Source organism: Clostridium sp. LIBA-8841 (genome assembly GCF_034439435.1).
Lineage (GTDB): Bacteria > Bacillota > Clostridia > Clostridiales > Clostridiaceae > Sarcina.
The window spans coordinates 20,349-47,234 of record NZ_JAPCKJ010000001.1 but is presented as its reverse complement, the minus strand read 5'-3'; the positions used below and the strand labels follow the sequence as shown (position 1 = coordinate 47,234).

General features: G+C 27.7%; 20 protein-coding genes. 16 read left to right on the top strand and 4 right to left on the bottom strand.

The window, feature by feature from the left end:
• Nucleotides 1-5 precede the first annotated feature (5 nt).
• Nucleotides 6-1,169, top strand: a complete 1,164-nt coding sequence (locus tag OIF33_RS00160; protein WP_322502199.1) for a hypothetical protein — start codon at nucleotides 6-8, stop codon at nucleotides 1,167-1,169.
• A 187-nt stretch (nucleotides 1,170-1,356) separates the two neighbouring features.
• A complete protein-coding gene (locus OIF33_RS00155; RefSeq protein WP_322502198.1) occupies nucleotides 1,357-1,848 on the top strand; it encodes a hypothetical protein in 492 nt (163 codons plus the stop codon).
• A gap of 175 nt (nucleotides 1,849-2,023) precedes the next feature.
• Here the strand turns inward: OIF33_RS00155 and argH are convergent, their stop codons facing one another.
• The gene (gene argH / locus OIF33_RS00150) at nucleotides 2,024-3,403 is read right to left on the bottom strand and encodes an argininosuccinate lyase (RefSeq protein WP_322502197.1); all 1,380 of its coding nucleotides are present in this window, start codon (nucleotides 3,401-3,403) and stop codon (nucleotides 2,024-2,026) included.
• 12 nt (nucleotides 3,404-3,415) lie between these two features.
• On the bottom strand, nucleotides 3,416-4,636 hold the full coding sequence (locus OIF33_RS00145; protein ID WP_322502196.1) for an argininosuccinate synthase: 1,221 nt from the start codon (nucleotides 4,634-4,636) through the stop codon (nucleotides 3,416-3,418).
• 265 nt (nucleotides 4,637-4,901) lie between these two features.
• Between OIF33_RS00145 and OIF33_RS00140 the strand changes: the two genes are divergently transcribed.
• The 5 genes from OIF33_RS00140 (at nucleotide 4,902) to OIF33_RS00120 (ending at nucleotide 10,768) form a co-directional block, all read left to right on the top strand.
• A complete protein-coding gene (locus tag OIF33_RS00140; protein WP_322502195.1) occupies nucleotides 4,902-5,831 on the top strand; it encodes a flippase-like domain-containing protein in 930 nt (309 codons plus the stop codon).
• Between the two features lie 395 nt (nucleotides 5,832-6,226).
• Nucleotides 6,227-8,776, top strand: coding sequence for a bifunctional lysylphosphatidylglycerol flippase/synthetase MprF (mprF, locus tag OIF33_RS00135; RefSeq protein ID WP_322502194.1), 2,550 nt, complete (start codon nucleotides 6,227-6,229; stop codon nucleotides 8,774-8,776).
• Between the two features lie 230 nt (nucleotides 8,777-9,006).
• The gene (locus OIF33_RS00130) at nucleotides 9,007-9,978 is read left to right on the top strand and encodes a Gfo/Idh/MocA family oxidoreductase (protein WP_322502193.1); all 972 of its coding nucleotides are present in this window, start codon (nucleotides 9,007-9,009) and stop codon (nucleotides 9,976-9,978) included.
• 123 nt (nucleotides 9,979-10,101) lie between these two features.
• Nucleotides 10,102-10,512: a L,D-transpeptidase gene (locus OIF33_RS00125; protein ID WP_416173349.1), complete on the top strand. Its 411-nt coding sequence runs from the start codon at nucleotides 10,102-10,104 to the stop codon at nucleotides 10,510-10,512.
• Nucleotides 10,513-10,558: 46 nt separating this feature from the next.
• Complete coding sequence (locus OIF33_RS00120; protein WP_322502191.1) at nucleotides 10,559-10,768, top strand: heavy metal-associated domain-containing protein; 210 nt, start codon at nucleotides 10,559-10,561, stop codon at nucleotides 10,766-10,768.
• 50 nt (nucleotides 10,769-10,818) lie between these two features.
• Here the strand turns inward: OIF33_RS00120 and OIF33_RS00115 are convergent, their stop codons facing one another.
• The gene (locus OIF33_RS00115) at nucleotides 10,819-11,028 is read right to left on the bottom strand and encodes a cold shock domain-containing protein (protein WP_322502190.1); all 210 of its coding nucleotides are present in this window, start codon (nucleotides 11,026-11,028) and stop codon (nucleotides 10,819-10,821) included.
• A 142-nt stretch (nucleotides 11,029-11,170) separates the two neighbouring features.
• Between OIF33_RS00115 and OIF33_RS00110 the strand changes: the two genes are divergently transcribed.
• From OIF33_RS00110 to OIF33_RS00090, 5 genes are all read left to right on the top strand, one after another.
• Nucleotides 11,171-11,830 (top strand): HAD family phosphatase, encoded by a 660-nt coding sequence (locus OIF33_RS00110; protein ID WP_322502189.1) that lies wholly within the window; start codon nucleotides 11,171-11,173, stop codon nucleotides 11,828-11,830.
• A gap of 335 nt (nucleotides 11,831-12,165) precedes the next feature.
• Nucleotides 12,166-12,939 carry a YdcF family protein gene (locus OIF33_RS00105; RefSeq protein ID WP_322502188.1) on the top strand — a complete coding sequence of 258 codons (774 nt, stop codon included), beginning with the start codon at nucleotides 12,166-12,168 and terminating at the stop codon, nucleotides 12,937-12,939.
• Between the two features lie 526 nt (nucleotides 12,940-13,465).
• Complete coding sequence (gene mgtE, locus OIF33_RS00100) at nucleotides 13,466-14,803, top strand: magnesium transporter (RefSeq protein ID WP_322502187.1); 1,338 nt, start codon at nucleotides 13,466-13,468, stop codon at nucleotides 14,801-14,803.
• A gap of 28 nt (nucleotides 14,804-14,831) precedes the next feature.
• Complete coding sequence (locus OIF33_RS00095; protein WP_322502186.1) at nucleotides 14,832-14,996, top strand: hypothetical protein; 165 nt, start codon at nucleotides 14,832-14,834, stop codon at nucleotides 14,994-14,996.
• 102 nt (nucleotides 14,997-15,098) lie between these two features.
• Nucleotides 15,099-15,320, top strand: a complete 222-nt coding sequence (locus OIF33_RS00090) for an SHOCT domain-containing protein (RefSeq protein WP_322502185.1) — start codon at nucleotides 15,099-15,101, stop codon at nucleotides 15,318-15,320.
• A gap of 39 nt (nucleotides 15,321-15,359) precedes the next feature.
• On the opposite strand, the gene OIF33_RS00085 is transcribed toward OIF33_RS00090, so the two are convergent.
• Entirely contained in the window at nucleotides 15,360-16,802 is a 1,443-nt protein-coding gene (locus tag OIF33_RS00085; protein WP_322502184.1) for an MFS transporter, read from the bottom strand.
• 297 nt (nucleotides 16,803-17,099) lie between these two features.
• Here OIF33_RS00085 and OIF33_RS00080 point away from each other — a divergent pair, with 297 nt between their 5' ends.
• From OIF33_RS00080 to OIF33_RS00065, 4 genes are all read left to right on the top strand, one after another.
• Complete coding sequence (locus OIF33_RS00080; RefSeq protein WP_322502183.1) at nucleotides 17,100-17,711, top strand: hypothetical protein; 612 nt, start codon at nucleotides 17,100-17,102, stop codon at nucleotides 17,709-17,711.
• Between the two features lie 62 nt (nucleotides 17,712-17,773).
• The gene (locus tag OIF33_RS00075) at nucleotides 17,774-18,457 is read left to right on the top strand and encodes a superoxide dismutase (protein WP_322502182.1); all 684 of its coding nucleotides are present in this window, start codon (nucleotides 17,774-17,776) and stop codon (nucleotides 18,455-18,457) included.
• A gap of 126 nt (nucleotides 18,458-18,583) precedes the next feature.
• On the top strand, nucleotides 18,584-22,828 hold the full coding sequence (locus OIF33_RS00070) for an endo-alpha-N-acetylgalactosaminidase family protein (RefSeq protein WP_322502181.1): 4,245 nt from the start codon (nucleotides 18,584-18,586) through the stop codon (nucleotides 22,826-22,828).
• 379 nt (nucleotides 22,829-23,207) lie between these two features.
• Nucleotides 23,208-26,867, top strand: a complete 3,660-nt coding sequence (locus tag OIF33_RS00065) for an endo-alpha-N-acetylgalactosaminidase family protein (RefSeq protein ID WP_322502180.1) — start codon at nucleotides 23,208-23,210, stop codon at nucleotides 26,865-26,867.
• Nucleotides 26,868-26,886: the final 19 nt, after the last annotated feature.

Sequence of the window (26,886 nt, the reverse complement as noted above, 5' to 3'; positions counted from 1 at the left end):
AAATTATGCTGGTTAAAGAGTATGAATTAAAAAGTAGTGATAATATTATAGAAAATAAGATCCCATCAGATTTAGAGAAAAAGTTTTTAAAACTATATAGTAGTATAAAGAAATATGAAAAAGAAAACAAGTTAGATATGATGTGCTTAAAATTAAAGAGTTATTTAGAATTATTAAAGGAAAGCTTAGATAATTTAGAAAAGATTACAAAAAATGATTGTGAAAATAAAAATGAAGTAGATTCATTTTTGAAGTCTGTTAGAAAAGAATTAAATATTATAAATATTAAAATTGAAGATTTAAATGATAAGAGTATTGAGTTATCAGAAGAAGAAATTATAGAGGAATTTTTATTAAACTTAAAATATGAGGTATTACCAAACATCAATGAATATAAAGAAGCTTTAAATGGTGCATATTCATACCATAATGAATTAAGGATTAGTTTTGGGGTTAAAGGTAAAGAAATAGAAAAAGAGTTTTTAATAGAACTAAAGAAATTTTTAAATAATTCTACAGAAAGACTAAAAGAGAAAATAAATCTAGATAGTAAATCTATATTAAATGAAATAAAATTAATTTCACATGAAGACGTTAATCTAAATGTTATAGATATAATAAAAAATGAAGTTTTAGAATTAAATATATTAAATGAGGAAATATTCAGTATATATTTAAAGGGTGAAAAAAAGATTTTTCAAAACTTTCTTGATATACAAAATAATCTAGGAATAAGCATGGAAGAACATAAGCTTTATGAATCACAAAAGGTTGATTATAGTTCATTAAATAAGCGTTTCTTTAAATTAATAGATTTTTATAATAAAGGGTTTTTAAAGAGTAGAATTTTAATTGACTTAGAAAAATTCATAGGATCTGAAAGTATAAAGAATAAGATAGAAATAGAACTTTTATATGCACTAGATTTTATAAAAGAAGAGTATGTTAAAAATCTTGAAAATTTAGTTTTAAAGTATAAAGAAAAGATAGATGAAATTATATATATTAATTTTGAAAATAAGTATGGTAATATATTTTCTGTATCAGAACAAATTGATATTTTAAATTATATATATTTACATTTAAATAATATGCAAGTAAATGATTTAAGTAAAATAACTTTAGTGGATTACTTAAATAATAGTAAGAGAAATAAAAGATATATTTAAATATATCTTTTATTTTTTATAAAAATATCATTTTAGGGTAGAAAATAGAAAATTTTATCTGGATATTATTTACAAAATAAGACCAGTTATGCACGAAAAAAGACCAGTTATGCAGTATAACTTTAAAAATATTGAAAAATATTGTAATATCACTACTGTATGAATAAAAAAAATAGGAGGGATTTTTATGAGAAAGAGAATTTTAATTCCTATAGTAGTAGTAGTTTTTATTGTGGGAATAATTATGGTCGGCTTTATTACTAAATTAACTTCCTTTGAGATTAGAGAGCATGAAGTGGTTTCGATGAAATATTATATAAGTGAAGAAAGATATGAAAATTATTATACAATACCTAATGATTTGGAGAAAAAAAGTATTGAAGAAATAACAAATGTTTTAAATGAAGAAAGTATAAAGGATAATACAGATTACAATCCTATAAATGATAGCAATAGAAAATTATATATTTTTTTAGAAAACAAGGATGTAATTGTTATAAATAATAATAGTATTGATGAAAATAAATATGTCATAGAGTTGCCTAATAATTCTCTTTTAAGAAACAAAGAAGCATCAAAATATACTGTAATAAATTCAGGGAGATTAAAAGATGTATTTTTAGATATAGAAGATTTTTTTAAAGGTGTAAACGATTTTAATGAAACGATGAAAGTTTAGAGTTATATTTATATGAGTTTAAAAAAGGTATTATTATAATTAATAAAAAAAGAAGGCGCTGTATCAAAATAACTGAATAAAACTTATAAATTATTAGTGAAATTCAGTAATTCTAGTAATATATTTATAAGTTTTATTATTAAGTTTTGGTACGGCCCATCTAAATTATAATTTTTTATTTGTTAGTTTCAATAAATTGTTTAAGATATTTTAACTGAAGCTCTATAGATTCTCTAGCCGGTCCTCCAATAACTTTTCTCTCATTGACACAAGTAAAAAAATCAATAGCTTCATAAACATCTTCTTCAAAGATATTAGAAAATCTTTTAAGTTCTAGTAAAGAAAGATCAGAAATTCCTTTATTTTCTTTTATGCAGTAAAGAACAGTTTCTCCAACAATTCCATGAGCATCTCTAAATGGAATTCCTTTTTTGACAAGATAATCAGCAAGATCTGTTGCATTAGTAAAACCTTTGGAAGCTCCATCTTTCATAATATCCTTATTTATTTTTATAGTATCTATCATACCAGAAAATGTTTGAAGTGATAGTTTTACTGTATCTAATGCATCAAATAATGCTTCTTTATCCTCTTGCATATCTTTATTATAGGCTAAAGGTAATCCCTTCATTACTGTAAGTAAAGCAATTAAATCTCCATATACCCTTCCAGTTTTACCACGAACAAGCTCTGCAACATCAGGATTTTTCTTTTGAGGCATTATACTACTTCCAGTACTATATTCATCAGACAATTCTACAAAATTAAATTCATTTGTACACCAAATAATAACTTCTTCTGAAAACCTAGAAAGATGCATCATTATAATTGATAGAGTAGACAAAACTTCTATAACATAATCTCTATCAGATACTGAATCTAAACTATTTAAAGTTATTTTTGAAAAATCAAGTTCTTTAGCTACAAAATCTCTATCAATAGGATAAGTCGATGTAGCTAAAGCACCACTTCCAAGTGGCATTTCATCTAATCTAATTAGAAAGTCTTTAAGTCTAGATACATCACGTTTAAACATTTCACAATAAGCTAAGAGATGATGAGAAAAAGTAATTGGTTGAGCTTTTTGCATATGAGTATATCCTGGCATTATGGTATCTATATTTTCTTCAGATTTTTTATAAAGTACTTCTAAAAAATCAATAATATCTCTTATAAGTAGTGGTACATATCCTTTTAAATAAAGTTTTAAATCAAGAGTTACTTGATCATTTCTGCTTCGTCCAGTATGAAGCATTTTGCCGTATGGTCCTATATAATAAGTTAATAGACCTTCTATAAAGCTATGGATATCTTCAGAGTTCTCATCAATTTCTATAAGATTATTTTCTAATTTTATTAAAATATCATTTAATCCCGATTCGATTTTATTATAGGCATCTTCAGGAATTATCTCTTGCTTTCTTAGCATTTTAACATGAGCTAAGCTTCCTAAAATATCTTCTTTAAACATTCTACTATCAATTCTTATTGATGAATTAAAATCATTTACTAATGTATTTGTTCCTGATTTAAATCTTCCTCCCCAAAGTTTCATATGATCAACTCCTTAAATATCTTTTAACGTTTCATCAAGTTTAGCTTTTACTGTTATAGGTAACCCAAATAAGTTAATGAATCCAGTAGAGTCATTTTGATTATATACAGAATCTTCGCCAAAGGTTGCAAATTCTTCACTATATAATGAATAAGGTGATGTAATTCCTGCGTTAACTATATTTCCTTTGTATAATTTAAGTTTTATTTCACCAGTTACATTTTCTTGTGTTTTTGAAACAAATGCTGAAAGAGCTTCTCTAAGTGGAGTGTACCATTGACCATTATATACAATATCAGCAAATTTTAAGGCAACCATTTCTTTATAATGAGAAGTTTCTTTATCTAGACAAATTGATTCAAGTTCCTTATGAGCAAAGTTTAATATTGTTCCACCAGGAGTTTCATATACACCTCTTGATTTCATACCAACTAAACGATTTTCAACCATATCAATTATTCCAATTGCATTTTCTCCACCAAGCTTATTTAATTTTTTTATAATTCCAACACCATCTAAATTTTCACCATTAAGTTTTAGAGGAATACCTTTTTCAAAACTAATAGTTATATACGTTGGTTCATCTGGTGCATCTTCTAATGTCTTTGAAAGTTCTAGTATTTTCTTATAATCTGGTTCATTTGATGGATCTTCTAAATCTAAACCTTCATGACTTAAGTGCCAAAGATTTTTATCTTTACTGTAATTAGTTTCGTAAGTTATATTTATAGGAATATTTTTCTTAATTGCATATTCTATCTCTTCTTCACGAGATTTTATATCCCATATTCTCCATGGTGCTATAACTGGCATATCAGGTGCAAAAGCTTTTATTGCAAGTTCAAATCTTACTTGATCATTTCCCTTACCAGTACAGCCGTGACAAATAGCATCAGCTTCTTCTTTTTTTGCTATTTCAACTATTCTCTTTGCGATGATAGGTCTTGCAAATGCTGTTCCAAGTAAATATTTTCCTTCATAAGTTGCCCCAGCTTGAATAGTTGGAAATATAAATTCATTTACAAATTCCTCTTTTAAATTTTCAATATATATTTTTGACGCCCCAGTATTTACAGCTTTTTCCTCTAGTTCGTAAAGTTCATCTTCTTGCCCCACATTTCCAACAACTGCAATAACTTCTTGACAGCCATAAGTTTCTTTTAACCACGGTATGATAATAGAAGTATCAAGTCCTCCTGAATATGCTAAGACTACTTTTTTATATTTTTTCATAATAAATTGCCCCCTTGTTATAAATAGAATATAATAGCATTATACAACTAAAAGTATAATTATGCAATTATTATGCGTAAAAAATAAGTAAAACATAAGAAATATGTATAAAAATACTCTTATATGTATACAAATACTCTTATATGTATACAAAAAGAAAGGCTTTATATGTCTTAAAAAATATAAATTATATTTTGAATTTTATTTAATTTAATGTAAAATAATATTAATGAAATGTTAACAAAGGCAAAAGGAGAGAAAGGGTTTGAAAATTAAATTAAATAATAGAATTAAGCTTTTCTTGAAATTAAGTTTTATAACAGTAATACTAGTCTTAGTAGTATTTGGTTTTAAAAATATGTTTAAGGAATTTAATATTAAGTATTTTAATATGTATAGAGATAGATTGCATTTTCTACAACTATTTTTAATTGGTATTGCTGGTATTGTAGCATATATGCCTTTATCTTTTTATGATTTTATTCTTAAAAAGAATGTTGGTATAGATATGAATAATAAAAAGTTATATAAGTATTCTTGGATAGCAAGTTCAATAGCAAGTTTACTTGGGTTTGGTGGAGCAACTTCATTAGCTTTTAAACAATATTTTTATGGGAATCATGTTAAAGATAAAAAGAAACTTTTAAAAGAAATAGGTAAGATAATATTTTTAAATTTAAGTGGTTTATCAATATTATGTATAATTTATGTTTTTCTAGAGTTTAAAGATTTAAAAGATTTAGGAATTATAAAGTATATAGTTTTTGCAATTGCTACATATACACCATTAGTTGTTATAAATTCATTATATAAATATAAAAAGAAAAAAGAAGAAGAGGGATTTGTTTTAAGGGTAATAGGTATATCTTTTATAGAGTGGATTGGAAACATGCTACTTATATATTTAATACTTTTTATTACAGGTGCTCATATAAATATAGCTGAATATTTTTATGTTTATATAAGAGCTACAGCAATTGGGATAGCAAGTATGGTTCCAGGAGGACTAGGAACTTTTGATTTAACCTTTATAAATGGATTTAAGGCATTAGGAATTCCAATAGAGCAAACGTTCTTAGTAATAATACTTTATAGAATAAGTTATTTTATATTACCAGCAGTCATAGGTTTAATTTTATATGTTCATGATTTTGGTATGAATTTTAAAACAATAATAAAGAATAAAAGTAAATAGAATTTAAAAAGTCATTGTATATTTTAAATATAATGGCTTTTTTAAATTAATATTTAAGTATATTTATACATTTTAGATAAATATATAAATGAGGTGATGAAATGAAAAAAAGAGTTATATTTAAATATCAAGAGAAGTGAAATATATGATAAATAATCAAATAAGTTTTTTGATAAACCAAAAATTAAATTATTTTTCTTTTCTTAAATTTACATTAAATTTTACATATAATTAGGTTAAATACGGTTATTGTAACCTTTTCTATATTGATTTCCTTTTTATTCTAAGATAGAATCCTTACATAATTGTAATGTAAATGAAATATTAATCAATGGCTTACAATTACGTTATGAATATATAATATTATTGAAATTTGAACAATGGGAGGATAAAAAGTGAAGTTAAAAATAGGAGATAAATTAAAATTATTTTTAAAAATAGCATTTGTTTCGGTAGTTATACTGTTTATAGTAAGAGAGTTTACTTCAGTATTTAGAAATTTTAATACTGAGTATTTCTTTATGTATAGAAATAAATTAGATTTTGTAAATCTATTAATAATTGCAGCTTTAGGTATTATTTCATATATTCCATTATCTTTTTATGATTTTATTTTAAAGAAAAAAGTAGGGATAAGGTTAAAAAATAGTAGACTTTACAAATATTCATGGATAGCCAGTTCAATAGCGAGTTTACTTGGCTTTGGAGGTGCTACATCATTAGCATTTAAACAATATTTCTATGGGGAGTACGTAGATGACAAAAAGAAGTTATTAAAAGAAATAGGTAAAATAGTAGCTTTAAATCTAACAGGATTATCAATCGTTTGTTGTGCATATATGGGAATGCAAGTATATTCTTGGAATAATTTGGGGGTAATAAAGTATGCTATAGCAATAATAGCTTTATATGCACCAGTATTTATAATTTATTCAACTTATAAATATGTTAAGACAAAGGATAGATTAGAATTTTTCAGTACATTAGGTACTATATTTATATCTTTCTTAGAGTGGCTTACAACTATAATTTTAATTTACGCTACTTTAAGAATAACAGGAGCATCAATAAGTGTTAATACTTTCTTACCAATATATATTGAAGCAGCTGTTATAGGTATAATTAGTATGATTCCAGGTGGAATTGGTACTTTCGATTTAACATTTATGAATGGATTAGAAGGCGTTGGAATTCCTATAGAACAAACATTACTAGTTATAATACTTTATAGAATAAGTTACTTTATAGTTCCAGCAGTTATTGGTGTACTACTTTTTGTACATGATTTTGGTAGCAAAATAAATGAAAAGTTTAATGGTTTACCATATGAAATAGTTTCTAAAGTGGCTTATAAAGTAGTAGTAGCTTTAGTATTCATATCAGGAGCGGTTATAACTTTATCAAATATAGCACCACAATATTTATTTAAAATAAGATTATTAAAAGAACTTTTAGGAAAACAAGTATTAGGACTTTCCATGGGAATGAGTGTAGTATTAGGATTCTTAATAATGCTTACAGCTCTTATGATGAAGTATAGAGCTAAAAGTATATATAAAACAAGTATGATTCTACTTCTTTTAGGAATACCGCTATCACTTACAAGAGGAATAAATCCATATGAATTAGTTTTTATAATGATTGTGGCATATATATTATATTTAAGTAGAAGAATGTTTTATAGAGATAGTTTCGTTGTGAGTTGTAAAAATACTATAATAGATTCGGCAATATTAATGGCATCTTTTTCAGTTTATTTCTTCATTTTAATTAGATTTGGAAGACATCTTAAATATGTTGGAATATTGCGTAAAATGCCTTATAAAATGGCGTATAAATTTGGTTTTATAGCATTTGTATTAGTAACAGTAATTTATGTTGCTATCTATTTCTTCAATGTAAGAAGAAAAATTCCTGTAAGAGTATTTGATGAATGTAAGGAAGAGGTTGAAAGAATAATAGAAGAATATAAGGGAGATTCCCTAACTCATTTAGTATTTTTAAAGGACAAATATATTTATTTAAATGAAGATAAAGATCTATTTATTCAGTATGAGGTATATGGAGACAAGCTTTTTGTTTTAGGAAATCCTGTAGGAAATACGGAAAATTTATTTAGAGAAATAGAAAAGTTCTGTGAATATGCTGACAACTATGGTTATACACCAGTATTTTATCAAGTTAATGATGAAATGATAAGTTATCTTCACTCTAATGGATATGATTTTATGAAAATTGGAGAAGAAGCTAAGGTAGATGTAAAAGAATTTAAAGTTGTAGGAAACAAGATGAAGAGTTTAAAAACTTCAAGAAGTAAGGTAACTAAGGAAGGATATACTTTCCATATGGTTGAGCCACCATTTTCAAGAGAGTTCTTAGATTCTTTAAAAGATATATCAGATGAATGGTTAGATGGAAGAAAAGAAAAAGGATTTTCAGTTGGATTTTTTGATGAAGACTATTTAAGTAAAGCTCCTATAGCTATCTTAAAAGATGCAGAGGGAGAGATAAAAGCCTTCGCTAATATTATGTATATGTATGATGATGAAAGCTTCTCTGTAGATTTAATGAGGTTTAGCAATAATACTCCAAGAGGAGTTATGGATTTTATGTTCATAAGTTTAATTGAATATGGAAAAGAAAATGGATATGAAATCTTTAATATGGGAATGGCGCCACTAGCTAATGTTGGATTATCTAAATATGCTTTTTGGAATGAAAAATTAGCACTTCAAGTTTATGAAAACGGACAAGCTTTTTATTCTTTCAAAGGATTAAGAAGATTTAAGGAGAAATTTAGTCATAAATGGGAATATAAATACATTGCATATAGAAGAAATACATCCATATTAATTACAGTGATACAAGCTGCTATAGTGTGTTCAAGAAGCAGAAATGTAGATGAAAGTTTATTTGTAAGAAATTTAAAAAATATAATTAAATAAAAGGCAATGTTTTAAATTAGTGTTGATTTTAGCTAGAACATAGTCAAATAAAAAATAAAAGTTGTATTGAATATCTTATTAAAAGTTATCTTTTAGAAAAAGATGAGTTAATAAAAAACAATACAACTTTTTTTATGACTCTGTTTTAAAATAAGCTTTGCTTAAAAGTGTTTATTAGTTTAAAATGAATTTAAATGACATAGTTTACATTAAAGATGGGAGCTGAAAATATGAAAAAACTTAAATGGGGAATATTAGGACCAGGAAACATAGCTGGAGATTTTGCAAAGGCTCTAAATAGAGTTAATGGCGAGGTTTATGCTGTAGCATCTAGAAATAAAGAGAGAGCTGAAAAATTTGCTAGTGAAAACAATGTAAAAAAAGCTTATGGAAGCTATGAGGAAATGATAAATGATGAGGAAATAGATGCTATATATATAGCAACACCTCATAGTAATCATTATGAATATATGATAAAAAGTTTAAATAATAATAAACATGTCCTTTGCGAGAAAGCAATAACTGTAAATAAGAAAGAATTAGATGAAGCTTTAAAAATAGCAAAAGAAAATAATTTAGTTTTAGAAGAAGCAATGACTATATTCCATATGCCATTATATGAAAAGGTATTAAATAAAATTAAAAATGGTAAATTGGGAAAAGTTAATATGATTCAAGTTTCTTTTGGAAGTTTTAAAGAATATGATGAAAATAACAGATTTTTTAATATTGATTTAGCTGGAGGAGCACTTTTAGATATAGGAACTTATGCATTATCCTTTGCTAGATATTTCTTATCTAGTATGCCCGTAGAAATACTAACTACAGTTAAAAAAGCTAATACTGGTGTTGACGAACAATCAGGAATAATATTAAAGACTAAAGAGGATGAAATGGCTGTAATTTCCTTAGCATTTAGATCTAAGATGCCTAAGAGAGGAATTGTTTCTTGTGATAATGGATTTGTAACAATTGATGATTTCCCAAGAGCTAATAAGGCTACTATAAATTATTTAGATGGAAAAGTAGAGGTTATAGAAGTTGGAGAGGTTGAAAAGGCTTTAGATTATGAGGTTATTTTTATGGAAAATAGCATAAGGAATAATCAAGAGTCTAAGAGTATGGAATTAACATATGATGTTACAAATATTATGAATAATGTTAGAGAGCAATGGGGAATAATTTATCCATTTGAAAAATAAATGTAGAGAATAATATCACCTAAAGAATATAATATATTGTTAATATTCTTTAGGTGATTTAATTTGAATATAGATCTTTCAAAAAAATATAATTCTTTAAACTATACAAACTTTAATATAGATATGGATTCTTTTGTTAACTCTAATAACTTAGAGAGTAAAACTGATTATCTTTTAGTAACAAATTTAGTAACTAAATACACTTATGTTTATAAGAAAATGAATAATAAGTGGATGAGGTTATATAGGTGGATTAGTACAGTAGGAAAGCCTTCAACACCAACAAGAAAAGGCATTTTTTTAATTAATGGAAGAAAGCCAAGTTTTGCAGGTGCAGACTATTCAGTAAAATATGCAACAAGAATAATTGATGGGTATTATTATCACTCTATTCTGTATGATAGAAGTGGAAAAAACGTTAAAGATGGTAGATTAGGACAAGCCCTAAGTCATGGTTGTATTAGACTTGCCACAGATAATGCTAAATGGATATATGAGAATATACCAGATAATACTACGGTTTTAATAGCTTAGATTACACATACTATTTTAGAACAATCATTTGAAAGGAGAAAATAGTATGGATAAGATTCATTATTTAGTAGACGGACTAGGAAGTTCCACAAATAAAACTCAAGTAAAAAATGCTTTAGAAAATATAAGTGGAGTTCAAAAGGTATGTGTAGATGTAGCTAGAGGAAGTATAGAAGTAATGTTTAATGAAAATACAAGTGAAGATGAAATAAGAGGTTGTATTGAAAACACAGGATTTCCTATAAGAAATTATTAGTATAGTTTAAATAAAAGAGCCCTATTACTTAAGTAATAGGGCTCTTTTGTTTATAGCTTTTGAACATTTGTAGCCATAGGACCTTTTTCACCTTCACTTATATCAAAAGACACGCTTTCACCTTCATGTAAGTCTTTTTCAGGACCTTGTTCTTTAACTTGTGATATATGTACAAATATGTCATCACCTTCATCACAAGAAATAAAGCCATATCCTTTTTCTGGGTTAAACCATTTTACTATTCCAGTTCTACTACTCATAAATATATTTCTCCTTAAATTAAAAAAGTTAAACATTTATAGTATTTCAAATAATAATAAAAATAAACATATTTTTTATAAATTTATATTACTACTAAGAGTTAGTGTTATAATAATAAAAAATGATATTTTAGGAGGAATTATGGATTGTAAAGGGGTTATATTTGATTTCAATGGAACTTTATTTTGGGATTCAGAAAAGCATGAAATTGCTTGGAAAGAATTTTCAAAAGAAATAAGAGGCGTGGAATTAAATGAAGAGGAATTTAAAACTAAGGTTCATGGAAGGACAAATGAACTTATTTTAAAATATATTATAGGAGAAGATTGTGATAAAGATAAAATAGACAAGCTTTCAAAAGAAAAAGAAAGAGTTTATAGAGAGTTATGTAAAAAGGATAAAGAAAATTTTAGGTTAGTGCCAGGAGCTAATGAATTTTTTGATTATTTAAAAGAGAGAGGAATTCCATTTACCATAGCTACTGCCTCTATAAAGGAGAATGTAGACTTTTTTGTTGAAAGCTTTAATTTAAATAGATGGTTTGATATAAATAAAATAGCTTTTGATGATGGAAATACAAGAAGTAAACCAGATCCAGATATTTATTTAAAAGCTGCTGATTTACTTGGAGTTAATATTAAAGACTGCATTGTTTTTGAAGATGCTATTTCAGGAATAAAATCAGCAAATAATGCAGGAGTAAAAGAAATAATAGTTATAGATGGCATAGGAGAAAAAGAAACCTTTAAAGATATAGTTGGTGTCAGTAAAATAATTAAAGACTTTAGAGAGTTATTATAATTGACAACATAACAAATTAATTTAAAAAGAGCTGTATCAAAACTTGCATATAAAACTTATAAATATATTCTCCTCATATTATTTATAGGTTTTATTTATAAGTTATTTTGATACAGCCTCTTTTTATGTGCTTTCAAAACTTAAAAAATTTAATATGAACTATGAACTTTGTTGTAATTTTAATATATTAGTAGTTGAAGAAGTATATTAAAGGTTTCAATAGAATTTAAATGAATTGTAATTAATTTATATATACTCTTTGTAACATTATTGTATAGATTCAGGTTTACAGTTTTGGTAAAATTTATATTGATTACTTTTGAGAGGAGAATATTGTGAAAAAATCAGTACTTAAATTTATTTCGATTCTAATAGGAGTAATTTTCATAGCATATTATTTTTTAGTCAACACCTTAACTGGAAAAACTACATTTAGTTTTTTTTATTTAATAGTTGGAATAGGAATTATAGCCTATGTATTATTAAGAGATAAACTTTTAAAATTAAAATGGTTTAAAAGAATATATAAACCATTTAAAATTTTAACTGTTATATTTGTAATCATATTTATTATAGTTGAAGGAGCAATAATTTTTTATCCTAAGAAATCATTAAATACTTGTGATTATATAGTTGTTTTAGGAGCTGGTATAAGAGGTGAGAGTTTAACGGCAACCTTAAAAGATAGATTGGATAAAACCATAGAATACTTAGATAAAACTGGTTATGACGGTGAAATAATAGTTTCAGGTGGACAAGGTCCAGGAGAAAATATAACAGAAGCAGAGGCAATGACAAAATATTTTACAGAAAAAGGAGTTCCAAGAAATAGAATAATACTTGAAAATAAGGCAACTAGCACTTATGAAAATTTGAAATATTCTAAAGAAATCATAGAAAATTTAAGTGGAAAACCTATCAAGGATTTAAATATTTTAGTCATCACAACAGATTTTCATGCTATGAGAAGTGAACTTTTAGCTAAAAGAAATGGGTATGGCAATGTAGAATTATATACTAGTAATAGTCAATGGTATTTAGTACCTACAATGTATGCAAGAGAATTTTTTGCAGTGTGTAAGTCTTTGGTATTTGATAAATCCATTTAAATGAAAATCAACATTAACCTAAAATAGAGCCAAATGAAAAAGCAGATTAGTATTTACTAATCTGCTTTTGGTTTCAGCATGTAGAATATGAATAAAAAATGTAAAAGGAGAATTACAACACAAAGAAACAAATTATAGGTTATACAGTTTAATAATATTCATAGAAGGCTCTACATGCTTTTATAAAATAAGAAAAAGTGAGGTTAAAAATTACTAAATTATAATTTTTGTTATTATATATTTATGATTTTTTATTACAAAATATTCCCAAAAACAAAAATTCAAAATAAATTTTTGTTTACAAAACGTTAAAAGTTACTTAATATAATATATAGAAATAATATTTTAAAATTTTTATTGTATTTGGAGGTGGTGTAAATGGAAGGAGATCCCCTTAGTAGAAACTTAATATTTAAATTTAAAAACAAGAGGAAAAATACATTTATACCATTTGTACTACAATATGTTAGCTTAGAATTTATTAAATGTAATTAATCCTCTTGTATAATAGAAAAGAGGATAAAATATGAATAAAAGAATAACAGAAGAAAAGTTAAAGGATATGTTGATTAAATATTCTAATAACAAATTAAATTCACTAGATGATATTCATCCAGCTGATATATTAGATTTATTAGAAGAAAATGAAGAGAATATTAAGCTTATACAAAAACTTCCAGAAGATATGATCGCAGATATTATAGATTTTGCGAAGGATGATGATAAGGTAAATATTTTAAAGAGTTTACCAGAGGAAAAAAAGAAAAAGGTTTTACATAATATATCTTCAGATGAGCTTACTGACTTAATGGCAAACTTAAATGATGAAGAATCCAGCAGATTACTTTCAAGTATGCCAGTGCAAGAAGCTAAGGATTTAAAAAAGTTATTAACATATGCACCAGATACAGCTGGTGGAGTTATGGCAACAGAATATATTTCAATAAAGGAAACTATGAGTATAAAAGAAACCCTAGAGTATCTTCAGTTAGTCGCTCCAGAGGCTGAGTCTGCTTATTACATATATGTAGTTGATGATTTAGGAATATTAAAAGGTGTAGTTTCTTTAAGAGAACTTGTTATAAGTAAGTTTGGTGAGAAAATTTCAGAGATTGTAAATAAAAATGTAATAAGCGTTCCTTTTGATATGGATCAAGAAGAGGTTGCAAATATATTTGATAAATATGGTCTTTTAACAATACCAGTTGTAGATTATAAAGATATGCTTTTAGGTATAATAACTATTGATGATGTTATAGAAATCATAAAAGAAGAAACAACCGAAGATATACACCGTTTAGGAGGTGTAGACGGAGAAGAAAAAGTAGATAGTACTGTAAAAGAATCTGTGAAAAGTAGGTTACCATGGTTGTTCGTAAACTTAATAACAGCTTTCTTAGCTTCAGCTACCGTTGGGCTTTTTGAAGGAACTATTAGTAAAGTTGTAATTTTAGCAACATTTATGCCTATTGTTGCCGGAATGGGTGGAAATGGAGGAACTCAAACCTTAACAATCATAGTAAGAGGTATAGCTTTAGGAGAATTAACTTTTAAAAATGCAAAGAGAATTTTCTTTAAAGAGATTGGTGTTGGTATTTTAACTGGTGCTGCTACAGGTTTAGTAACTGCTATTGTGGCTGTTTTCTGGTCAGGAAAGCCTGCAATTGGTTTAGTAATCGGCTTAGCTATGATATTAAATATGACAGCTGCTACTTTTGCAGGATATTTAGTACCGGTTATTTTAAAGAAACTAAAAGTAGATCCAGCTTTAGCATCAGCAGTTTTTGTTACAACAGTAACTGATGTATGTGGATTCTTTTTCTTCTTAGGTTTAGGAACATTATTCTTACCATATTTAACTTAGATTATTATTTATTAAGAAGGTGTAATAGATGAAAAAGAGTTTTAGAGGCAAAAATATTTTAATGGTAATAGTATTAGCACTTATAGTATTTATTGGTGGAAAGATTTATTTTAGTAATCCTAATAATTTAGGAAAATTAGATGTATCTGATAATGCTCAAGGAATAATTAGTATTCAAGAAGTTAATAATTAATATAAAAATACCTATGATTAAAGTTTTTATCTTAATCATAGGTATTTTTATATTCATAATTTATTCACAAAGTTATTCTACTCTTAAAAAGAGGTGATGAAAATGTGTAGTTATTTTTTTAGTAGAGGAGTAATGGGAGGCTTTGGGTCTATAGTTATGATGCTTGTAATGTTTCTTATAGTTTTCTTTGTAGCATATTTCTTAATTAAGCTTTTTAGAGAGTTTAATAATCCTAATAAGGAAGCATTAAAGGCATTAAGCCAAAGGTTTGCTAAAGGTGAAATAAGCAAAGAAGAATATTATGAAATTAAAAAGAATTTATAGCAAAACAAACCTGACATGAATATTCATGTCAGGTTTGTTTTATTTAGATTTAGATTTTATATATTCTATTAAGGAAATTATAAATCCTATAAAACATAGGATTGCTACTAATATGTATACGAACTTCATTCCTGAAATAAAAATTTCTGGTTTACCAGGTATTGCACCTAGAACTCTAAATCCAGCTAAATGACTCATTTTAGCGTATAAAATAGAAGTTGAAGCTGATACACCAAAAGCAAGTCCTAAATTTCTTATTAAAGCGTTAGTACTACCAGCTATTCCAAGTTTATCCTTGGGAACAGATGACATTATTAGGCTTGTATTTGGTGATTGGAATAATCCATTTGAAAAACCTAATAGAGCTAACATAAGAAATATTGTTGCTTCCTTTGAATTACTATTTAATGATGATAATAAAATCATAGAAACACCAGTTAAAAATAAACCTATTAAAGTAAGTATTTTACTACCTATTTTATCAGATAATGTTCCACTAAGAGGTGCTACAATAAATAATACAATTGGGTAAGCAGTCATTATTACTGAAATCTTTCCAGGACTATAGCTTAAAATATCATTTAAATAAAATGGTTGAATAACATTTATTGTATTTATTGCTGTGAAAGAAATAAATGCACATATTAAGCTTACAGAAAATATGGATTTTTTGAATAAGTTTAAATGAAGCATAGGATTTTTTGTTTTGTTTTCGAACATTAAGAAGAATGCAAGAACAATACATCCTATTATAAAACCTAAAATTACATACATACTATTAAAACCTAAAGATTGACCAAGTAGTATTGAAGTAAAGATAAGAATTGTAGCAATAAAGAACATTACTGCTCCTGGTTTATCCATTGATTCAGATTCTTTAGAAGCTCTTATTGGTAGGTATTTTTTAGCAAATATATAACATATTATACCAATAGGAACATTTATTAAGAAAATGTAGTGCCAAGTGAAGTAGGTTACTATAAATCCACCTAAAGCTGGTCCTAATATAGATCCTAAAGCAACAAATGAGCCTGAAATACCTAAAGCTTTTCCTCTTTCATTAGGAGGGAAAACGTCTGTTATAATACCTTGGTTTGATGACATTAACATAGCGGCACCGATAGCTTGCACAATTCTAGATATTACTAAAATAGGAAGTGATGGAGATATTCCACAAAGCAAAGATCCTAAAACAAATACTAATATTCCTTTTATAAATATTGAACTTTTTGAATGCATATCTCCTAATCTACCAAAGATTAAAATAGATGCAGAAATTATTATCAAATATGAACTTACAATCCACTCAGTTCCAGCCATAGTTGCGCCTAAATCTCTTTGAAGAATTGGAAGAGCTACATTGACTATACTACTGTCTAAACATGCCATGAATGGTTGCATTACTAATACTGCTAATATAAACCATCTGTTTTTATAGACCAGATCGGTTGAATTTTTAGAAGTTTCATTAGCATTAATCACCTAATCATCTCCTTTATTAAATTTTTGTTAAATATGAACTATACAATTATAAAACGACAAAATTTTATTGTCAAAATCGAAATAAGCTATATTTTTACTGTGAAAACGTTTATTATTATTTACAAAATGTTAAATTTTAAATGATACTATGATTTATTTAATTTTAACTTTATTTAATAAATATATTTATGAAAATATTATTTCATTTGGGAAAAGGTAGATAAATGTGTACTAATTGTAAAGGAAAAGTGGTAGAATAAAGATAGATAAAGAAGTGTCATTTAAAGGAGGAGAGATATGAGAAAACTAATCTTTTCTTTTAAAAAAAAATTTATAGAGCACAAATTGTTATTTACATCCATAGTTTTGTCTTTATTCATGGCAGGGACACTTCAATGGAGTTTTTTTAGATATCTAGTAGGAATATTGTCTTGTATTATGATTATACTAGACTATAAAGATGGATTGAGTTATTTTAGTAAAAATAAAAAATTAATATATATAAAATATATAAAAAATATATTTTTCTTAATAGAAAGTCTAGTTATAGGTTTTATAATTAATGAAATATTTTGGATTTTTACTAAAAATAGAATTTTTATCTTAAAAGAAGGAATTTTTAAAAGTACACTAATTACCACTATTTTTATAATAGTAATTATTAATTTAATTTCTGTATTATTTTTAGAAAATTTAGGCTTTGATAAAACAAAATGGATTGATATGATTTTAGCTTTGTTTTTTATGAATAGTAATGTAATTAATGGAACAATAAATAGTTTGTATATTATTAAAAGTAAGACTATATTAAATTTTATATTAACCTTAACAATAGTATCAATTATATTTTATACTGGATATTATATGTTTAAAATATTTGTATTAAAGGGTATTAATTTTAAACATTAGTATATATAAATTATTATTTAGAAAAACTAATATAAATGTTTGAATATTGAGGAGGAATGAAAATGAATAATAATCTTTTAAAACACAGAAAAAATCCATTAATGTATCCGGCTTATTGTGGCTCAGCTTCAACTCCAGGAGTAGGATTTAAATTAAAACCGTTAGGTTATCCATATGATGCTTTAGAGCCATCAATAGACGAAGAAACAGTAAGAATACATCATGATAAGCATCAACAAGCTTATGTAGATAAATTAAACAAAGCATTAGAAAAACATCCTGAACTTTATGGTAAAGATTTATGTGAAATTTTAGGTAATCTAGATGCTATGCCTAAAGATATACTGACAGATTTAACAAATCAAGGTGGAGGAGTATATAACCACGAATTCTATTGGAGTGTCTTAGGTAAAGGTTGTAATAGACCGGTAGCTGAAATTGCTGATGCTATAGATAGAGATTTTGGTTCATTCGAAAAGTTTAAAGAAGAGTTCACACAATGTGCAATTTCTGTTTTTGGTTCCGGATATGCATGGTTAGTTAGTGATAAAGATGGCAAATTAAAAATAATGCCAACTAAGAATCAAGACTCACCTATTTCTTTAGGATTAATTCCTATATTAACAATGGATGTATGGGAGCATGCTTATTATTTAAAATATCAAAATAGACGTCCAGAGTATGTAAATAATTTCTTTGATATTATAAACTGGAAGCAGTGTGGAGAATATTACAATAATATATAATAAATAATAAAAAAAGAGGCTTAATTTTAAAATTAAGCTTCTTTTTTTATTATTAAATGGTAATATTTGTAAAATAGTTTTAGTATACATATTATGTAGAAAGTAAAGTCAAAAAGGGGGAGAATTATGACTAGATATAAATTTATGAAAAAAAATGCAGCTAAATATACAGCCGCCTTGTTAACTTCAATTTATGGATTAACATTAGTATCACCTCAAGTTGTAAAAGCTGATGTTGATGAGGGTAAAGCAGTTATTGAAGAAAAGACAGTAGAAGGAGAAATAGTAGATGTAACTGATCAGCTTACAAGAGAATTAGAGGTTAATGCTAAGGATGTTGCAAATCCCGAAATTATTCCAGCAGCAGAAGGAGAACTTAGAAAAATAACTAATACAGATACTTTAAGTTCAGAAGAATTAACTGTAACTGTTGATACTGAATTTCCTAATATAGTTGAATATAGAATGGGAGATAAGGTTATTAAGGGAGCTAATAAATCAAGAGATGAGTTTTTAATAAATGGAAAGATATTCAAACCAACAGTTCAATCAGAAAAGGTTTCTGAGGATTCAAATGGAGAGTCTTATTTATATAGACTAAACTTTGAAGATATAAATGTTGAAATGATTATTTCACTTACAATAGTAGAAAATACAGTGAAACTTCAATTCGAAGAAATAAATGAAAATGGTGACTTTAGAGTTGGAACAATGCAAATTCCTAATCATAATTTGGTTACAATAAATGAAGAGGAAGAAAATTCAGATATTACAGCAGCTAAAGTTCATGGAATATTGAGTTCAGATGACTATTTTTATGATTTAAAAGAAAAAGAAGTTGATAAAAGTCCAGTTAATCAAACCATGGCATTTTTAAATAATGGAGACTTAGTTGCATCTTTAGAAAACAATGTTATTGATTATGAAAAGCAAGTTTATTACCAAACTGTTTTAAATGAAGGTGTAAAAGAAGCTGGACTTTGGAATGGTTCATGGATATATAGAGAACAATTAAGCAATTCAGATGAAACGAATATAAAATTTAGTGGTGTTACAGAATTACCATGGTCAAGAGTTGTAATTTCATCTGACCAAAACAATGATGAAGTTGTAGATTGGCAAGATGGTGCTATTGCATATAGAGAGCATATGGTTAAACCTTATGGAGATGATGTTGTTAAAGACCATGTTTCTCATGTTGCCATGAATTTTGCATCACAAGCTCAATATCCATTTGATAGATTAACAGACCAAGTTGCTAAGTACTCTAATTATTTAGATGGTTTTGGTCAAATGATGCTTGTTAAGGGATACCAATCAGAAGGACATGATAGTGCTCACCCAGACTATGGAAACAATTTTAATCAGAGAGCTGGTGGAGTAGAAGAGTTTAATGAAATGGCTAAGGTTGTAGAAGAAAAATATAACACTTTAGTTGGTGTTCATATAAATACAACAGAATTATATCCAGAGGCTAAGTATTTCTTAGATGAACTTTTGGAGCAGCCTTATAGAAAAGGATGGAAGTGGCTTGATCAATCATATTATGTAGATAAAAGAGCAGATGTTTTAAATGAAACAGAAACTGGATTAAAGGCTAGACTTGATGAATTGAAAGAGGCTACATCAGAATTGGATTGGGTTTATGTGGACGTTTATAGAACAAATCCTTGGAACGAGTATATGCTTCAAAACTTCTTAATGGATAATGACTGGTATGTTGCTACAGAGTGGAGTGGTCCTATGAGAAAAAATGCTATTTGGACTCACTGGGCTGATTTGACTTATGATGGTGGAAATATATCAAATGGAGTTAACTGGGGAGAACAGTATAGAGGAACAAGAAGTAAAGTAGTTAGATTTGTTGAAAATGAAATGAAAGATGTATTCCCTAATGATATTTTATTAAAAGGTAATAAGAATAAAGGATTTATGGGATGGGAAGGAGATGCTCCAAGAGAGAAGAATATAGAATACTCTGTAGAGACTTTCTATAATTGGACTTTACCTACAAAGTATATGCAGCACTTCCCAATTATAAAATGGACTGATACTGAGGCTACATTTGAAAATAATTTAGTTAGTTCAATTGAGAATCTAAATAAAGACCAGTATGGAAAAGTTATAGGGGGAGATACCAAACTTGAGAAAGATGGTAATTTAATATACTCTGGAACAACTTATAGAAATGGAAGTTCAGAAGGCAACAGAGCTGAGGATGCTGGAGATAAATTATTATCAAAAGATAATAGAGTATTCATACCTTATAGTGAAACTGATATAGAAAATCCTGATAAAGTTTACGCATGGAATGACTTTGATGAGGAAAGAACATGGCATTTACCAAAGAGTTGGAAAGAAGAAGGAACTTCTAAAGTTTATCTTTATGAAACATCAGGAGAAGGAAGAAGATTAGTTGAGGAAATTCCAGTAGTAGATGGACAAATTACTTTAAATCTAAATCCAAGTACTCCATATATTATTTATAATGAAAAAGTTGAAGAAACTATAGGAACAACTGAGTGGAGTGAAACAAGTTCTGTAGGAGATATGGGATTTGATAGCTATGATTTCAAAGATGGAGAAGATGATTCTTATGGTTGGTGGAGTAAGACTAGTGAAGGTGATGGAAGCAATGTAAGCTTTGAAAGAGAAACAGGAGTTTCAGAAGCTAATGGAAGCTTTACTAATAATACTGGACAAACCTATTTAAGAATAGATGGAGAAGAGGCTGGTGGAGTAACTCAAAATATAACTCTTAAAGGAGGAAAAGATTACTCAGCATCAGTTTGGGCTGAAATAACTCCAGGTAAAGAAAGAGAAGCAGAAATAGAAGTTAAAGTTGGAGATGAGGTATTTAAACAAAGCATAACTTCAACTAATTTTAGAAACTTTACAGTAAACAGTGATAAACACAACACATACTTCCAAAGAATTAAGGTAGATTTTACTGTACCAGAGGGAGTAAATGAGATTCAAGTATCATTAAATGCTGGAGAGGGAGAAAGTGATTCTTATGTTAGATTTGATAATGTAAGGGTTGTTGAGCATAAGATGAGTGAAGAGGAGAAAACTTCTCAAAATGAGAACTATTATTATGAAGATTTTGAAAGTGTAGATGAAGGATGGGGACCATTTGTTTATGGATATAATGGTTCATGTCAAACTCACCTTTCAGAAAGAAATATAAATGGCTATACTAACGATACAATAAATGGTGATTGGTCATTTAAAACTCAAGAGGGAGGATCAGGTTTAGTAGCTAGAACAGTTCCAGGTTTATTAAAATTAGAACCTAATAAGAAATACTCAATAAAACTTGATTATAAATTCCCAGACAGTGATTTCTATAAGGGAGATAAATATGGTAATTATGATATAGCAGTTAAATCTGATAAAGCTAAGGGTAGCGAAGAAGAAACTGTTATGAGAGCAAGATTAGACAGATATGAGATTAATGAAGAAACAGGACAAGGCTCAGGAACTTTTGAATATACCTTTGAAACTGGAAGTCAAGATGACTACTATATAGCTATTGAAAAGGTTGGAAATGGAATCTTAGTTTTAGATGATTTAACAATAAATGAGTATGATGGAGAAGTTGATAATCCATTCCCAGAGCCACCAAAACCACCAGTAGATCCATTAGCTATTCCTCAAGAAAAGATGAGCATTGTTGCTAATGCAGAGCAGTCAGATGCAGGTGGAGAAGGACCAGCTAGATATGCTCTAGATGGAAATGAAGGAACAATATGGCATACTCCTTGGGATGGTTCAGGAGATAAACCATATCATGTAACTTTAGATCTAGATAAGGAAGGGGATAAGAGTTATGTTATAGATACATTTACTTATCTTCCAAGACAAAGTGGTGGAAATGGTAGAATAACTCAATATGAACTTCAGGTAAGTAATGATGGAGAAAACTTCACAACTGTTAGCACTGGAAAGTGGGCAAATGATGAGGAGCTTAAGGTAGTTAAGTTTGATGCTGTAGAAGCTACTCACGTAAAACTTATTGCTTTAGAAGGTGTTGGTGGATATGCATCAGCAGCAGAGATTAATGTTAAGCAAAAAGAAGTACCAGTTGAACCAGAAATAATTGTTAATCCAGTAAGAGAATTTAAGGAATTTGAAGTTAATAAAAAAGATGTAACTGTAACTTGGGTAGAACCAGAAACTACAGAAGGATTAGAAGGATATATTCTTTACAAAGATGGCAAAAAGGTTGATGAAATAAGTAAAGAAGAAACTTCATATATCTTTAAGAAATTAAATAGACACACAATCTATAACTTTAAGATTGCTGCTAAGTATTCAAATGGAGAGATTTCAAGTAAAGAGAGCATAACATTAAGAACTGCTAGATAATGAATTAATAATATAAAAAAGAGCATGGAGCCAAAGGTTTCATGCTCTTTTATTATAATAAGGAATTTATTATAAAAAGACTATATTTTAGGTAAATGTTAATTTTTAGCCAGCTCTTCAGACCTAACTTAAATTCGCAAAGTATTGCTATCATATACTCCAGAATAATAGCTAAAGCTTTTAAACTCGATGTGCTCAAACAGAAAAAGCTTCTTAAACATATATGATGCAATACTAACTGCTCATTAAAGATGGTCTTACAGTTCTATCTAAAAAGTAACACTAGTTTAAAACATAGCCTATAAAAAAAGTTAACATAATAATAAGTGGTAAAGCATATATTATTATGGAGATGTAATTTAGGAGGGGTAACTTTAAAATGACACGTTATAATTTTATGAAAAAGAACGCTTTAAAGTATGTAGCTGCAATAGCTACATCAATGTATGCCATATCTTTGGTTTCTCCAAGCATGGTAAATGCAAATGAGAAAAAAGAGGAGAGTGTGATATCTGAAAGTCAGGAAGTAAGGGATGTTACTGAGATTTTAAATGAGGAGTTAGAAGGGGCTTCTCAAACTTATTATTCTGATGAAATTCAAGAAGTTATAGAAAATAGTGAGGAAAGAATAATTGAGGATACCATAGAGATTAAATCGGATGATTTAACTGTAGTGTTAGATACTAAATTCCCTAATGTAGTTGAATATAGAAAGGGAGATAAAGTAATTAAAGGAACAGATAAATCTAAAGATTTATTTTTAATTAATGGAGAAATATATAAACCTAGATTAAAAGAAAAAAAGGAAATTAGAGATAAGTTTGAAGGTTACTTATACACTTTAGTTTTTGATGAAATAAATGTTGAAATGAAAATATCTATTTCTTTAATGAATAATACTATAACTTTAAATTTTGAAAATATATTAGAAAAAGGTGATTTTAAGGTCTTTGATATTTCAATACCAAATCATAATTTAGTTACTATTAATGAAAAAGAAGAAAGTCCAGATATAGCTGCAGCAAGAGTTTTTTATGTCTTAAGTTCTGATGATTATTTTTATAGTTTAAAGGACAAGCCTTTAGATGAAAAACCAGTTAATCAAACCATGATAATGATGGAAAATGGTCAGTTAGCAGCTAGCATGGAAAATAACGTTTTAGATTATGAAAGACAACTTTATTATCAAACAGTTATGGATGGGGATATAAAAAAAGCAGGAATGTGGAATGCTAATTGGACTTATAGAGAAGTTGAAAATGAGATTGTGGAACTTCCATGGTCAAGAATAGTTATAACTGATGATGCTAATAATAGTGGAGATGTTGATTGGCAGGATGCAGCCATTGCTCATAGAGAACGTATGAACAAACCTCATGGTTATGATGTGGTTAAAGATAATGTATCTCATATTGCCATGAATTTTGCTTCTCAAGCTCAATATACTTTTGATAGATTAACAGACCAAGTTGCAAAGTACTCAAATTATTTAGATGGTTTTGGACAAATGTTATTAATTAAGGGATATCAATCAGAAGGACATGATAGTGGACATCCTGATTATGGTAATAACTTTAATGAGAGAGCCGGTGGAGTAGAAGAATTTAACGAAATGGCTAAAAAAGTTGGAGAGGACTATAATACTCTAGTTGGAGTTCATATAAATACTACTGAAATTTATCCTGAAGCTAAGCATTTTAATTTTGATGTTTTAGAACAGCCTTATAGAACAGGTTGGAATTGGCTAGATCAGTCTTGGTATGTAGATAAAAGAAAAGATATCTTAGATAAAGGACCAAGTGGATTAAGAGCAAGACTTAAAGAACTTAAAGAGGCTTCAAGCGAACTAGATTGGGTTTATGTTGATGTTTATAGAGAGAAAAAACAATGGCATGAATATAAGCTTCAAGAATTTTTGATGGAAAATGATTGGTATATAGCTACTGAATGGAGTGGGCCAATGAGAAGAAATGCAATTTGGACTCACTGGGCAGATTTAACTTATAATGAAGGAAAAATAGAAAATGGAGTAGATTTAGGAGAGCAATATAGAGGAACTAGAAGCCAAATAGTTAGATTTGTAGAAAATGAAATGAAGGATGTATTCCCTAATGATATTCTATTAAAGGGTAATAAAAATAAAGGCTTTATGGGATGGTCAGGAGATTGTCCAATAGAAAATAATATAGATTATTCAGTTGAAACCTTCTATAATTGGACTTTACCTACAAAATATATGCAACATTTCCCTATTGTGGAGTGGAACAACAATGAAAATGTTAAATTTGAAGGAGACTTAGAAGTAAAAGTTGTAGATGGAACCTTAAATGTAAATGAATATGGTAAAGTTCTAGGTGGAGATACAGAAATGTATAAGGATGGAAACCTAATTTATTCAGGGACAACTTATAGAAATGATGATAGAGAAGAGGATAAAGGAGATAAATTACTTTCTAAAAATGATAGAGTATTTATACCTTATAGTGAAACTGATATAGAAAATCCTGATAAGGTTTATGCATGGAATGATTTTGAAGAAGAAAGAACGTGGCATTTACCTAAAGCTTGGAAAGATAATAATGTAGAAAAAGTATATCTTTATGAAACAACAGATCAAGGAAGAAAATTTGTTAAGGAGATAGAAGTTGTAGATGGACAAGTTGTTTTAAACTTAAAGGCAGAAACTCCTTATGTTTTATATGATGAAAAAGTTGAAGAAACCTTAGGAGATACTCAGTGGGGAAGTACAAGTAATATTGGAGATCCTGGATTTGATAGTAAAGATTTTATTGAAGGAGAGGGAGATGAATCAGGATATTGGAATGTGTCTTCAACAGCAGATAATATAGACCATATAGGATTCTTCCAAGAAAATGAAAGATCAGCAGGACAAACTTATGCAATGGTAGATGGAAAAGAAGATGCTAAAATTTCTCAGGAGATAAAATTAGAAGGTGGCAAGGATTATACTGCTTCTGTTTTGGCTGAAATAACACCTGGAAAAGAAAGAGATGTAACTTTAGAAGTAGAACTTGGAACTGGGGAGAAGTTTGAAAAAACAATAGATGCAGCTAATGGTGTGAACTACACTAAAAATAGTGATAAAATGTACACTAATTTCCAAAATATAAAAGTGGATTTCACTTTGCCTGAAGAATTAAGTGAAGTAACAATAAATTTAAAAGTAGCAAAGGGTGATAGTGAAGCAAAAGTTTATTTTGATAATGTTAGGATTGTGGATCATAAAAGAAATGCAGAGGAAATAGAAAAGCAAAATGAGCATTATTATTATGAAGATTTTGAAAGCGTAGATGAAGGATGGGGACCATTTGTACAACCTCTTGATGGACCAACTAGAACGCATCTTTCAGAATTACATGAAGGATACACAAATGATACTATTTCAGGAAATTGGAGTTTAAAATCACAGGAGCATATAAGAGGATTAGTTTTAAGAACAACTCCAGGAATATTAAACTTTAAACCAAATAGAAAATATACAGTTAAATTTGATTATAAATTCCCTGTTAATGAATTTGATTCACCAGATGTTTATGGAAAATATGATTTAGTTCTTAAAACTGATAAGGGAGGAAATGAAGAAGGTTTCAGAGTTACTCTTCCGGAGTATGAAGGAGAATATGGAACCTTTGAATATACTTTTGAAACTGGAAAATATAATGATCATTATTTAGCTTTTGATAAGTTAAGTGATTCCATATTAGTACTTGATAATTTTACTATAGATGAACATGAAAGTACTGAGATAGTAGTAAATCCAGTTAGAAATTTTGAAGCTACAAGTGTTGAAAGAAACAAAGTTGAGGTAACTTGGGATGAGCCTGAAATCACTAATGGTCTAGAAGGATATATACTATATAAAGATGGAAAGAAAGTTTCTGAAATTCAAGCGCATGAAAATTCTTATATTTTTAAAGGATTAAATAGACATACAATTTACAATTTTAAGATTGCGGCTAAATATTCAAATGGAGAAATTTCAAGCAAAGAATCTTTAACTTTAAGAACAAGTAGATAAAACAAACAAATCGGAAGGG

Bases quoted from the DNA above. Each gene is read 5' to 3' on its own strand.
- OIF33_RS00155 (WP_322502198.1), top strand. From the start codon at position 1,357: ATGAGAAAGAGAATTTTAATTCCTATAGTAGTAGTAGTTTTTATTGTG.
- OIF33_RS00110 (WP_322502189.1), top strand. From the start codon at position 11,171: ATGGATTGTAAAGGGGTTATATTTGATTTCAATGGAACTTTATTTTGG.
- OIF33_RS00125 (WP_416173349.1), top strand. From the start codon at position 10,102: ATGGATTCTTTTGTTAACTCTAATAACTTAGAGAGTAAAACTGATTAT.
- OIF33_RS00090 (WP_322502185.1), top strand. From the start codon at position 15,099: ATGTGTAGTTATTTTTTTAGTAGAGGAGTAATGGGAGGCTTTGGGTCT.
- OIF33_RS00120 (WP_322502191.1), top strand. From the start codon at position 10,559: ATGGATAAGATTCATTATTTAGTAGACGGACTAGGAAGTTCCACAAAT.
- OIF33_RS00070 (WP_322502181.1), top strand. From the start codon at position 18,584: ATGACTAGATATAAATTTATGAAAAAAAATGCAGCTAAATATACAGCC.
- OIF33_RS00095 (WP_322502186.1), top strand. From the start codon at position 14,832: ATGAAAAAGAGTTTTAGAGGCAAAAATATTTTAATGGTAATAGTATTA.
- argH (WP_322502197.1), bottom strand. From the start codon at position 3,403: ATGAAACTTTGGGGAGGAAGATTTAAATCAGGAACAAATACATTAGTA.
- OIF33_RS00065 (WP_322502180.1), top strand. From the start codon at position 23,208: ATGACACGTTATAATTTTATGAAAAAGAACGCTTTAAAGTATGTAGCT.
- OIF33_RS00160 (WP_322502199.1), top strand. From the start codon at position 6: ATGCTGGTTAAAGAGTATGAATTAAAAAGTAGTGATAATATTATAGAA.
- OIF33_RS00130 (WP_322502193.1), top strand. From the start codon at position 9,007: ATGAAAAAACTTAAATGGGGAATATTAGGACCAGGAAACATAGCTGGA.
- OIF33_RS00080 (WP_322502183.1), top strand. From the start codon at position 17,100: ATGAGAAAACTAATCTTTTCTTTTAAAAAAAAATTTATAGAGCACAAA.
- mgtE (WP_322502187.1), top strand. From the start codon at position 13,466: ATGAATAAAAGAATAACAGAAGAAAAGTTAAAGGATATGTTGATTAAA.
- OIF33_RS00145 (WP_322502196.1), bottom strand. From the start codon at position 4,636: ATGAAAAAATATAAAAAAGTAGTCTTAGCATATTCAGGAGGACTTGAT.
- OIF33_RS00075 (WP_322502182.1), top strand. From the start codon at position 17,774: ATGAATAATAATCTTTTAAAACACAGAAAAAATCCATTAATGTATCCG.
- OIF33_RS00115 (WP_322502190.1), bottom strand. From the start codon at position 11,028: ATGAGTAGTAGAACTGGAATAGTAAAATGGTTTAACCCAGAAAAAGGA.